A 12,414-nucleotide genomic window follows, 5' to 3' on the forward strand; every position below is an offset into this window, starting at 1 on the left:
CTTCCTTATTTTGTTTACAGCATGGAGTTGCTCATGTCTTCGTCCTCTCTGCGTTTACTTATTTCTGACTCTTACGATCCCTGGTTTAATCTGGCCGTGGAGGAGTGCATTTTTCGCCAGATGCCCACCACACAACGGGTGCTGTTTTTGTGGCGGAATGCAGAAACTGTCGTCATTGGCCGCGCCCAGAACCCGTGGAAAGAGTGCAATACGCGGCGGATGGAAGAGGATGGTATCAAGCTGGCACGCCGCAGCAGCGGCGGCGGGGCGGTCTTTCACGATCTCGGCAATACCTGTTTTACCTTTATGGCCGGAAAACCAGAATACGATAAAAGCGTCTCAACGCAGATTGTTCTGGATGCACTCAGTTCACTGGGGTTAAAGGCCAGTGCATCTGGGCGTAACGATCTGGTGGTGGAAACCGCTGACGGCGTACGCAAGGTGTCTGGCTCTGCGTATCGAGAAACTAAAGATCGCGGTTTCCATCACGGCACATTGCTGCTGAACGCAGATCTCAATCGTTTAGCTGATTACCTAAATCCAGACCTCAAAAAGCTACAGGCGAAAGGGATTACGTCTGTACGTTCTCGTGTTGCCAATCTGGTGGAATTACTGCCTTCTGTCGATCATCAGGTGATCTGTCAGGCCGTGACGCAATCCTTCTTTGATTATTTTGGCGAACAGTGCGAACCGGAAATCATTTCGCCTTCTGCTTACCCCGATTTACCAGGGTTCAGCGAACAGTTTGCACGTCAAAGCAGTTGGGAATGGAATTTCGGTCAGGCACCGGATTTCTCGCATTTACTGGATAACCGATTTACCTGGGGTGGTGTTGAATTACATTTCGATGTGGAGCGCGGCGTGATTGTTCGGGCGCAGATTTATACCGATAGCCTGAATCCGACGCCATTAGAAGCACTGGCGTCTGTATTACAGGGAACGGCATATCGCCCGGAAGCCTTGGCGGCCGTGTGTCAGAAACTGATTACCACCTTTCCCGAACAGCAAAACGAATTGCAGGAGCTAGCGGACTGGCTGGCGCAAAGCCTACGCTAGATCGTGTGTCGGACTCTGAATAAACTGGCTGCATGACAGAAAAGCGCTTTTCGTGCGTTATGCGAGCAAGCGCTGTGGATTTGCCTATAATAATAACGTAATGTGATTATTATTTATTCTGTGTAGTACAGAGTCATGCGCATCCATCTTGCTGTTGATTACACCAGTGATTATGTTTTTTGGCCGATATTTAGGTTGGATGGAACGCTATTGGCTGTTGAGATGATAAGCCATTTTAACGGCCTTGCGGGCAAGTTGAGTATGCCTGCCGATATTCTTCTCATGCAGTTAAGCCCACGACAACAACATGATTTTATTCATGAACAGCTTCTTTTTATCAAAGAAAAATCCGCATGGTTTATCGATAACCACATTCAACTGGTGCTAAAAGTAGGACGTCAGATAACAGAGATTTTAATTAAATCCGACGTACTGCGTGGCGAAATCAAGCACCTCGATTTTGTTTTGTTAGAGATTAATGAGTTTTTCCCGCAGCTATCGGAGGGAAAAGAAAACGCAGCGCTGCTCAATCTGAGTCAATCCGTTCCTTTATGGTTAGATAATTTTGGTTCTGGAAGGAGCACGCTTAAACCTTTGCACGATGGGTTAGTGCGTGGCGTGAAGCTGGATCGTCAGTTTATCGGGCAGCTTTTATCGCGCCCGACCAATACGTTGATGATGGAACCGTTATTACGGACAATTAAAAACAGTTATTCAGGTATTAGCATCGTTGCCAAGGAGATCGATACTTTGGCGATCCTGAATAAAATGAAACAGTTGAACATTGATGCCGTTCAAGGGCAGATGTGGCCCGCTGTGCATTTCGAGCGACTTGAGCAGCGTACGGCGCTTATCGGCTAATTCAATATATTCAGCGTGTTCGGGGCGATAGTTCCTCCTGAATATAAGCGGTGAAAATAATACCCCTGTGTTTCCTCCGTGTTAATTTCATCGCCATCCCTCTACACTTTCGACATACCCGTTAGTCGTTGTGTGGTGAGCGTATGGCTCTCTTCACCTGAACAGGGTGGTACTAGGGAGACAGGATGCAGCAAACACCGTTATTCAAAAATCACTACTTTCATCAACTGCCGGGATTTTATACCGCGCTACAGCCGACGCCGTTGCATGGCGCTCGCCTGCTTTATCACAGTGAAGGATTGGCCGCAGAGCTTGGCTTGTCTCCCGACTGGTTTACGCCAGAACAGGATGACGTCTGGAGCGGTGCGCGTTTGCTGCCGGGAATGGAGCCGCTGGCGCAGGTTTATAGCGGCCATCAGTTTGGCATGTGGGCTGGTCAACTGGGCGATGGGCGCGGCATCTTGCTGGGGGAACAACAGCTGGCGGATGGCCGCAGCATGGACTGGCACCTGAAAGGGGCGGGGTTAACACCGTATTCGCGTATGGGTGATGGTCGTGCCGTGCTGCGTTCGGCGATACGCGAATTTCTCGCCTCGGAAGCGATGCACCATCTGGGGATTCCCACGACACGGGCATTGACGATTGCCACCAGCGAACATCCAGTGCAGCGTGAGCAGGAAGAAAAGGGCGCCATGCTGCTGCGCGTGGCGGAGAGCCATGTGCGATTCGGTCATTTTGAACACTTCTATTATCGTCGTGAGCCGGAGAAGGTGCGGCAGTTGGCTGAGTATGTGATTGCTCGTCATTGGCCTGAGTGGGAAAACGACGAGCGTCGCTATGAGCTGTGGTTTGGCGATGTGGTTGAGCGTACCGCACGGCTGATTACTCATTGGCAGGCGGTTGGGTTCTCACACGGTGTAATGAACACGGACAACATGTCGATTCTGGGGCTGACCATCGACTACGGTCCTTATGGTTTTCTAGATGCTTATCAGCCGGACTTCATTTGCAATCACTCTGACCATCGCGGTCGCTATGCGTTTGATAATCAGCCTGCCGTAGGGTTGTGGAACTTGCATCGCCTGGCACAGGCGCTGTCGGGGCTGATGGATACTGACACGCTGGAGCGCGCGCTTGCTCGCTATGAACCGGCGCTGATGCAACACTATGGCACGCTGATGCGCGCCAAGCTGGGGTTGTTTACCGCGAGTTCTGAAGATAATGATGTGCTGGTTGGGCTGTTGCGCCTGATGCAGCAGGAAGGCAGCGATTACACCCGTACGTTCCGATTGCTGGCAGACAGCGAGAAACAGGCATCCTCCTCACCGCTCCGTGACGAGTTCATCGACAGGACGGCGTTTGATAGCTGGTTTGCCATTTATCGCCAAAGGCTGATGCAGGAAGGTCAGGGCGATGAGGAGCGTCGTCGGCTGATGAATGCGACGAACCCGAAATATATTCTGCGTAATTATCTGGCGCAAATGGCGATTGAGCGGGCTGAACATGATGACATCAGCGTGCTGGCACGTCTGCATCAGGTGCTGTGTCAGCCATTTGACGAACAGCCGGAAAGCAATGATTTGGCGGCGTTACCGCCAGAATGGGGTAAGCATCTGGAGATATCCTGCTCCAGCTAAGCCGGAGCAGGGGGACAGATTATTGGCGCAGGTAAACCTGTGGGATGGCGTAGTCAGGATGCGAACCCACGCTAAGATCGGCGCGATACCAGTGGGCTAACGTCTCTGCCTGTAGAACGTGCTCAGGTGAGCCCTGTGCGACCAGTTTGCCTTCGTGCAGCAGTAGAATTCGGTCAGCATACAGCGCCGCCAGATTCAGATCGTGCAGGACACAGCACACGGATAACGGCTGTTCACGCGTGAGCTGCTTGAGCAGTCGCAAAAGGTGCTGCTGATGGTACAGATCCAGCGCCGAGGTGGGTTCATCGAGAAATAACCAGCCCGGCGTCGGTTCTGGATGCCACAGTTGCGCCAGCACACGAGCCAGTTGTACGCGCTGTTGCTCTCCGCCGGAAAGATGACGATAGTCGCGTGTTGCCAGTTCCAGACAGCCCGTTTGCGCCATGACCTGTTGAACCACGTCATCATTTTTCGGGTAGCGCCCATGGGGAGAACGACCCATCGCGACGACATCCCGCACGCTAAACGCAAACGCCATACCGCTATACTGACGCATCACTGCACGTGTTTTCGCCAGTGCACCGGGTTGCCAGTGAGAAAAGGGTTGCCCGGCTAACAGGCACTCACCTTCATCTGGCGTCAAATAGCCTGTCAGTAAACGGAGCAGGGTCGATTTCCCCGCGCCGTTAGGACCAATAATTGCTACGATTTCCCCACAATTCAGCTCTAGAGAAACATCATCGGTCAGATAGCGGCCGTTGGTCTGAAAGCGCAGATTGTGGGCGACTAATGTCCGGTCAAGCGCTGAGTCAGTCATTGCCGCGTCCTTTATGCTGAACGATCAGCCATAAGAAATAGGGGCCGCCAATCAGGCTGCTCAACAGGCCAACAGGCATTTCTGCCGGAGAAAGTAACGTGCGTGCCAGCGTATCGGCAAACAACAACAGGCAGGCACCGCCGAGGATAGAGCCGGGAAGGAGCCAGCGGTGATCGGCACCCAGATGCATGCGCATCAGGTGTGGGATGATGAGCCCGATAAACCCGATCACGCCGCTGACTGCCACCGCCACGCCAACCAGCAGCGAACTCAGCAACAGTAGCGTGTACTTGGTACGCTTCACGTTAACGCCAAGGTAGTGCGCTTCTTCATCCCCTAATTGCAATATGTTCAAACGGCGTGCGTAATATAAGGTGGCGATCATCGCGGGAATGACGAGCGTACTGGCGACGAGCAGCATTGGCCACTGTGCCTGTCCGAGACTCCCCATACCCCACAGTGAGAACTGGCGCAGTTGTTGATCGGTGCTGATGTAGGTTAAGACGCCGATGAGGGCAAGACACAGCGCATTGAGCGCAATGCCTGCTAGCAGCAGCCGTGTTAATCCACCCTGTTCGGAACGGCTGAGTATAAAGATGATGGCCGTAATCGCCAGACTACCCGCAAAGGCGGCGAACATCGGACCATAAAGCGCTAACAGAGGAGGCAGACCGAGAGGCAACACGATAGTCAGCGCTACGCAAAGGGCGGCACCGCTGCTGATACCCAGCAGGCCTGGGTCAGCGAGCGGATTACGAAATAGCCCTTGCATAATCGCGCCTGAACAGGACAACGCACCGCCGACGAGTATCGCCAGCAGCACGCGGGGAACGCGGATATTCAGCCAAATATGCCAGATTGGATCGTCAAACGGCGTCTGCCAGAGCATCTTTAGCGATAGGCTCAGTGCGCCCATATTGGCGGCACCGACCATCAGTGCCACCATCAGTAACAGCAGTGCGATCAACCAAGAGCGCGGGTGAAACCGTGATGTCATTTTATCGCTTCGGCTGTCTGACGCAGCGTTGCCATCAGCGCTGGGGTTTCGAGCGTAAAGCCGAGCATCGCCATATCATCGACCACTAACAGACGCTTGTTCTTACCCGCTGGCGTCAGTTCCAGACCCGGTAATTTCCAGACCTGTGCGTCGCCGCCCAGCGTTTTCAGCCCCTGACTGGAAATCAGAATCAGATCGGGTGCACTGGCAATCACGCCTTCCTGCGACAACGGCTGGTAGCGCTCAACATTTTGCATGGCATTTTTCAAACCTGCACCGCGGATGATGGTGTCTGGCGGGGTATTTTTACCCGCTGCCAGCGCGGTCATGCCGCCGTGGCTGAGAATGAAAAGCACGTTAACGGGCAATGGTGACGTTTTTACTGCCGCTAATTTCTGCTGATAGGCTTCCGTCAGTTTTTTACCTTCAGCCTCTTTTCCTAGCGTCTGAGCGATAGCACTGATTTTCTTCGGCACGGCATCCAGAGACGGCTCGGCAGTCACATGAACCACTTTGGTACCGCTGTCTGCGACCTGTTGAAGGGTGAGCGATGGCTGAGACAGATCGCTGGCAACAACCAGCGAAGGTTTCATTGCCAGAATACCTTCGGTATTGAGGTGGCGCATGTAGCCGACATCAGGCAATTTCTTCACCGCTTCCGGGTGCAGACTGGTGCTGTCGCGTGCAACCAAATTTTTCTCTGCACCTAGTGCGTAGATAATTTCCGTGACGTCGCCGCCGATAGAAACGACACGTTCAGCAGCAGACACTCCCAGCGGGAGTGTTAATAACAGGGGGAATAGCCAGTTTTTCATGCGGCAAGATCCTTACGCGGTTTCAGGGCGTCGATTTGGTCGCGCCACTGTTGTTGTTCCGGCGTCCCTTCGGTACGTTGCCCGAAGAGCTGTGCAATTTGAGAGCCGTCTGCGGCATACAGTTCGAGGCTGGTCACGATGCCGTCGGCCGTTGGTTTACGCGTGATCCAACTTTCAGCAATCGCGCCTTCAATCAGGTGCAGCGTGAAATCTTTATTAAAGATATTAATCCATTCTGCGTGTTGCTCCATGCGCTCTACACGCTCAAGCGTACCGGTGAAGATTTGCACACAGCCACGGTTACCGACGAACACCATGATCTCGTTCTGATCTTCACGCGCGGCAAATAGGATTTGTGACAGCGCATCGTTTTCTACACGGTAGGCCAAATCGTCAGCCACAGAGTTAAATGCCTGCTGACGCGTTAGGTTATAGCGTCTAAGCAGAATGAAGAAATCATGTACATCCGTCATCGCACGCCAGTCTGCTTCAAACTGAGGATTGTGGGCAACAGCCTGCTCAGCAGCTGTGGTGTTACCTGCTGGACGAAATACCAACGCTGGATTTTCGTTACTGGTAAATTTCTCAACGAATAGCTGCCAGGCGTCCATGTCCGTGGTGTCGGTCGTGTAGACCTTCAGAATGGCATCGCCCTGATGATCGAAGAACTGAATACTCTGACGCTCACCGCGTGCGGTGTTTTCACGCAGCGCAAAGGCGGATGCCCATTGAGAAAGGAACAAACGCAGATCCAATTCGCGCGGGTTAAGGATAAGACCGGCATGTCCATCAAGCGTCTGGTTTTGGTAGTAACCGGTATGTTCATGCACGGCATACTCGTTGCGAGTGATCGACTTGGTATTACCAACCTGCTCCAGCGCACTTAACCAAACTTTGGCGTCACCTTGTAGGCGTTGCGCATCGTGTCCAACGCGAGCATGAGTTAGCTCTGCTTCGCTAATGTTGAGTAGTGCAGCCAGATCGCGTGCGTATTTACGCGGATGTTCAACTTTAGCCTGGAGGTATTGTTGGTAAATGGACGTCTGCATCTCGTTCCCTTAATCGTTGTTGTAGAGATTATAGCAATGAATGAGAATCATTTTCATGTAACAAAAACGCAACCTCAAGTGAAATTTTCTTAATAAGTGGAATAAGAGAAAGAGAGAGAAGCATTTATGTGCTGCGAGATAACGAGAAAGGTGGCAGGAACGAAGGAAAATGGCTGGCACAATTCCAGGGAAGGGAAGTGTGCCAGTGCGTAGCGGATTAAAAACGGCTGTCGACGGCGTCTGACAGACGCGCCAGTAGCGTTTCGGTATCCTGCCAGCTCAGACAAGGATCGGTAATGGATTGCCCATACGTCAACGCCAGAGGGTTGATTGCAGGCTGACTCCCTTCGATTAAGAAACTTTCTGCCATGATGCCCGCGATGGCGCGTGAGCCAGCACGAATTTGCTGGCAAATGTCATCGGCAACATCAAGCTGACGGCGATGCTGTTTTTGACAGTTGGCATGACTAAAATCGACCACCAGATGCTCGGGCAGAGAAAACTCGCTGAGATGAGCACAGGCGGCGGCAATATCTTCCGCGTGGTAGTTCGGCTTCTTCCCGCCGCGCATAATAATGTGGCCAAACGGATTACCCTGCGTTTTGTAAACCGACATGAAACCTTGTTTGTCCGGCGAGAGAAACATGTGTTGAGCGCGTGCGGCACGGATCGCATCGACGGCGATACGCGTATTGCCATCCGTCCCGTTTTTAAAACCGACAGGGCAGGATAGCGCAGACGCCATTTCGCGGTGGATTTGGCTTTCGGTGGTTCTCGCGCCAATCGCGCCCCAGCTAATCAGGTCAGCGATATATTGGCCAGTGACCATATCAAGGAATTCCGTTGCAGTCGGTAATCCAAGCTGGTTGACGTTCAACAGTAGGCGGCGGGCGATTTCCAGCCCTTCGTTCACCTGGAACGAACCATTGAGTGCGGGATCGGAAATCAGTCCCTTCCAGCCGACCACCGTGCGCGGTTTTTCAAAATAGGTGCGCATGACAATTTCCAGTCTGTCCTGATACTGCGTGCGTAGCGCAGCCAGACGACGTGCATAGTCCAAGGCGCTGTCGGTGTCATGGATCGAACAGGGGCCAATTACGACGAGTAAACGGGGATCGTGGCCAGTGAGAATCGCTTCAATTTTCTTGCGTGATGAGGTGACATTTTCGGCAACGTCAGGGGTAATCGGGAGTCTGGCAAGTAGCGTTTGGGGTGTGACCAGACTCTCGATGCGCGCGCTCCGCAGTTCATCTGTTTGTAGCATGTTTTGTCTCTGAATTCGGTCAAGCCGAAAACCTGTTGTCACTAAAAACGTGGACACGGAGTGTGTCAGACAATGTTTTCGGACAACGTTTTCAACTAAAAGGTTGCTTCGCAGCGGCGAAATGCCGGGAAGTGATGGTGCACACAATAAACGAAATGACACACATTACAACCGCATCAGGACAAATAATCTATCATGTACTAGTACATTCTTCGGCTCATGCCGAGAATGTCGATGATTTTTGCGGAGATTTCCTCAACAGAATAATTGGTCGTATTGAGATATTTAATCTGATGTTTGCGAAATAGCGCTTCAACCTCGCTGAGTTCCATACGGCACTGGCGAAGGGAGGCATAGCGACTATTCCCCCGACGCTCTTCACGAATTGCCGCTAGTCGTTCGGCATCAATGGTGAGTCCGAATAGCTTATGTTGGAAGGGTTTCAGCGCATCGGGCAGGCGTAGGTTGTCCATATCATCGGCAATGAAAGGGTAGTTGGCAGCACGAATACCAAACTGCATTGCCAGATACAGGCTGGTCGGTGTTTTACCGCAGCGCGACACACCCAGCAGAATGACTTGAGCCTGATCGAGATTGCGTAGCGAAATGCCGTCATCGTGTGCCAACGTGTAATCAATCGCGGCGATGCGGGCGTCGTATTTGCTCAGGTTATTAGCCGTCAAACCGTGAGTGCGGTTAGCAATCGGTGTCGGCGGTGTGTTCAATTCTTCCTGCAAGGGGGCGACCAACGCCTGTACGATATCCTGGCAAAATCCTTCACTGCTGGTAATAATATTACGAACGGTCGGCGTGACAATGGAGTAAAACACCAGCGGACGCACACCGGTTTGCTGATATAGCGTATTGATTTGCTCACACACCGCTTTAGCGCGGACTTCACTTTCAACGAAAGGTAAGGTATAGCTAACCGTGTTCACGGGGAATTGAGACAGCACCGCATGGCCCAATACCTCTGCTGTAATGGCCGTACCGTCCGAGACATAAAACACGCTTCTTTCCACATAGCCCCCTTGTGATATTTCCGATAGCTCCAACACGTTAACCTCGTCAAAAATTGCGTTTAAAGAATACTTTTATTAAAACGCCATTTCATTATCTTCATGATAAAGAATGCTAATCTTCTACGGTATTGTATTTTTACCGAGTTAAGCAATCATTCGCTGTGAAATCAGTTTTTTTTCATAGGTTGATCGATTCACCTATCCATGTTCATCAAAACGCTATGCTAACCTAATTGCGTTGAGACGATTCTCAACCGAACTCTTTCATACCCTAATTGTATGCAGAAAGGATTATTTTCGATGTCCAATAACGGCCCTGATTTGCGTAATGTCCTTTGGTATAACCAACTCGGTATGCACGACGTTGAAAGGGTGGGAGGCAAAAATGCCTCTCTGGGTGAAATGATCACCAACCTTTCAGATTTGGGCGTAGCCGTTCCCAACGGTTTTGCGACAACGGCGCAGGCATTTAATGATTTTCTTAATCAAAGTGGGATTAACCAGCGCATTTATGAGCTGCTTGATCGCACCGATATTGACGATCTGAGTCAGTTGGCCAGCGCTGGTGCGCAGATTCGTCAGTGGATTATTGATACGCCGTTCCAGCCAGAGCTGGAGCAAGCAATCAACGATGCCTATCAGCAACTGGCCGATGGCGAAAAAGAGGCCTCATTTGCTGTGCGTTCTTCCGCCACTGCGGAAGATATGCCAGATGCATCTTTTGCTGGCCAACAGGAAACCTTCCTGAATGTGCAGGGCATTGACGCGGTAATGGTAGCGGTGAAGCACGTATTTGCATCACTGTTTAACGATCGCGCTATTTCCTATCGCGTGCATCAGGGCTATGACCACCGTGGCGTGGCGCTGTCGGCGGGTGTGCAACGTATGGTGCGCTCCGATCTGGCTTCCGCGGGTGTGATGTTTACCATTGATACCGAATCCGGCTTTGATCAGGTGGTGTTCATTACTTCGGCTTACGGTTTGGGCGAAATGGTGGTGCAAGGGGCAGTGAACCCTGATGAGTTCTATGTTCACAAGCCGACTTTGCAGAACAACAAGCCTGCAATTGTACGTCGTAACATGGGATCGAAAAAAATCCGTATGGTGTATGCCGCGAGTCAGGAACACGGCAAGCAGGTGCGGATTGAAGATGTACCGGCAGAACAAACAACGCGTTTCAGCCTGACGGATGAGGAAGTGCAGGCGCTGGCGCGTCAGGCTCTGCTGATTGAAAAACACTACGGTCGTCCGATGGACATCGAATGGGCGAAAGATGGTCATACCGGCAAACTCTATATCGTTCAGGCGCGCCCGGAAACCGTACGTTCTAACGGACAGGTTATGGAGCGTTACCACCTACCGGCAAGTGGTACGGTGCTGGTGGAAGGCCGTGCAATCGGACACCGCATTGGGGCGGGCGAAGTGAAAGTGATTCAGGACATCAGCGAGATGCATCTGATCAACGCAGGTGATGTGTTGGTGACCGACATGACGGACCCTGACTGGGAACCGATCATGAAGAAAGCCGCTGCGATTGTTACCAACCGCGGCGGACGTACCTGCCACGCGGCGATTATCGCACGTGAGCTGGGTATCCCGGCCGTTGTGGGTTGCGGTGATGCGACCGAGCGTTTGCGCAAAGGGCAGAAAGTGACCGTTTCCTGTGCGGAAGGCGACACTGGCTATGTGTATCAGGATCTGCTGGATTTCTCTGTGAAGAGCTCACAGATTGATGAAATGCCTGCACTGCCACTGAAAATCATGATGAACGTCGGTAACCCCGATCGCGCGTTTGATTTTGCCTGCCTTCCAAATGATGGCGTCGGTCTGGCGCGTCTGGAATTCATCATCAACCGCATGATTGGCGTGCACCCACGTGCATTGTTGGAATTCGACCAGCAAGCACCAGAATTGCAACGCGAAATTAAAACACTGATGCAGGGTTATGACGATCCGGTGGAATTCTACGTAGGTCGTCTGACGGAAGGGATTGCGACGCTGGCAGCGGCATTTTCACCGAAGCGCGTCATTGTTCGTCTGTCCGATTTTAAATCGAACGAGTACGCCAATCTGGTCGGTGGCGAGCGCTATGAGCCAGAAGAAGAAAACCCGATGCTGGGTTTCCGCGGTGCGGGTCGTTACGTATCACCGGACTTCAAAGCCTGTTTCGCGCTGGAATGTGAAGCGGTTAAACGTGTGCGCAACGTGATGGGTCTGAAGAACGTAGAAATCATGATCCCGTTTGTTCGTACCGTGGCGCAAGCGGAAGCGGTTATTGCTGAGCTGGCGAATCAGGGACTGCGCCGTGGCGAAGACGGCCTGAAAATCATCATGATGTGCGAGATTCCGTCCAACGCGCTATTGGCCGATGAATTCCTGCAACACTTTGATGGCTTCTCCATCGGTTCAAACGACATGACGCAGCTGGCGCTGGGTCTGGATCGCGACTCCGGCGTGGTATCGGCACTGTTTGACGAACGTAACGATGCGGTAAAAGCGCTGCTGTCGATGGCGATTAAGGCGGCGAAGAAACAGGGTAAATATGTCGGAATCTGCGGTCAGGGCCCATCAGACCATGAAGATTTCGCGATCTGGCTGATGGAACAGGGCATTGATAGCCTGTCACTCAACCCAGACACCGTCGTGCAAACCTGGCTGAATCTCGCTGAGCACAACTAGTTCTGCGATGAATTTTTAGATATCAATGTATTGTTTTTAAAGTTTTTAGTCGCGTAATAATCGTGCTGAGGTGGGAGTGACTGCCGGGTGAGCGGCAAGGACGCTACGAAAGCCAGTGCCGCGCAGGGAGCGCGTCAATGGCGGCCCGAGTTGCGGTCACTAACGCCGAAGGTATCGCGTAGCGACACGATTTCGCGAAAAGCCTGGGGTCATGGGG

Annotated in this window: 10 protein-coding genes; 4 read left to right on the forward strand and 6 right to left on the reverse strand. The window is 52.2% G+C overall.

Going from position 1 to position 12,414, the window contains the following annotated elements:
* Positions 1 to 33: 33 nt before the first annotated feature.
* From CLR69_RS02905 to CLR69_RS02915, 3 genes are all read left to right on the forward strand, one after another.
* Positions 34 to 1,056: a lipoate--protein ligase gene (locus CLR69_RS02905; RefSeq protein ID WP_129711706.1), complete on the forward strand. Its 1,023-nt coding sequence runs from the start codon at positions 34 to 36 to the stop codon at positions 1,054 to 1,056.
* Positions 1,057 to 1,191: 135 nt separating this feature from the next.
* Positions 1,192 to 1,917, forward strand: a complete 726-nt coding sequence (locus CLR69_RS02910) for an EAL domain-containing protein (protein WP_129711705.1) — start codon at positions 1,192 to 1,194, stop codon at positions 1,915 to 1,917.
* A gap of 185 nt (positions 1,918 to 2,102) precedes the next feature.
* The gene (locus CLR69_RS02915; RefSeq protein WP_129711704.1) at positions 2,103 to 3,554 is read left to right on the forward strand and encodes a protein adenylyltransferase SelO; all 1,452 of its coding nucleotides are present in this window, start codon (positions 2,103 to 2,105) and stop codon (positions 3,552 to 3,554) included.
* Positions 3,555 to 3,573: 19 nt separating this feature from the next.
* Here CLR69_RS02915 and CLR69_RS02920 read toward each other — a convergent pair whose 3' ends face one another.
* From CLR69_RS02920 to ppsR, 6 genes are all read right to left on the reverse strand, one after another.
* Positions 3,574 to 4,371 carry a heme ABC transporter ATP-binding protein gene (locus tag CLR69_RS02920; protein WP_129706043.1) on the reverse strand — a complete coding sequence of 266 codons (798 nt, stop codon included), beginning with the start codon at positions 4,369 to 4,371 and terminating at the stop codon, positions 3,574 to 3,576.
* On the reverse strand, positions 4,364 to 5,368 hold the full coding sequence (locus tag CLR69_RS02925; RefSeq protein ID WP_129711703.1) for a FecCD family ABC transporter permease: 1,005 nt from the start codon (positions 5,366 to 5,368) through the stop codon (positions 4,364 to 4,366). Before CLR69_RS02925 ends, CLR69_RS02920 begins: the two co-directional genes overlap by 8 nt.
* Positions 5,365 to 6,183: a heme/hemin ABC transporter substrate-binding protein gene (locus CLR69_RS02930; protein ID WP_129706047.1), complete on the reverse strand. Its 819-nt coding sequence runs from the start codon at positions 6,181 to 6,183 to the stop codon at positions 5,365 to 5,367. Before CLR69_RS02930 ends, CLR69_RS02925 begins: the two co-directional genes overlap by 4 nt.
* Positions 6,180 to 7,232, reverse strand: coding sequence for a hemin-degrading factor (locus CLR69_RS02935; RefSeq protein WP_129706048.1), 1,053 nt, complete (start codon positions 7,230 to 7,232; stop codon positions 6,180 to 6,182). Before CLR69_RS02935 ends, CLR69_RS02930 begins: the two co-directional genes overlap by 4 nt.
* Before the next feature lie 217 nt (positions 7,233 to 7,449).
* Positions 7,450 to 8,496, reverse strand: a complete 1,047-nt coding sequence (locus CLR69_RS02940; protein WP_129706050.1) for a 3-deoxy-7-phosphoheptulonate synthase — start codon at positions 8,494 to 8,496, stop codon at positions 7,450 to 7,452.
* 200 nt (positions 8,497 to 8,696) lie between these two features.
* Entirely contained in the window at positions 8,697 to 9,518 is an 822-nt protein-coding gene (gene ppsR, locus CLR69_RS02945) for a posphoenolpyruvate synthetase regulatory kinase/phosphorylase PpsR (protein WP_039299007.1), read from the reverse strand.
* Between the two features lie 300 nt (positions 9,519 to 9,818).
* Between ppsR and ppsA the strand changes: the two genes are divergently transcribed.
* Positions 9,819 to 12,197 carry a phosphoenolpyruvate synthase gene (gene ppsA / locus CLR69_RS02950; protein ID WP_129711702.1) on the forward strand — a complete coding sequence of 793 codons (2,379 nt, stop codon included), beginning with the start codon at positions 9,819 to 9,821 and terminating at the stop codon, positions 12,195 to 12,197.
* Positions 12,198 to 12,414 lie beyond the last annotated feature (217 nt).

The sequence above is a fragment of the Pectobacterium zantedeschiae genome (genome assembly GCF_004137795.1).
Taxonomy (GTDB): Bacteria; Pseudomonadota; Gammaproteobacteria; order Enterobacterales; family Enterobacteriaceae; genus Pectobacterium; species Pectobacterium zantedeschiae.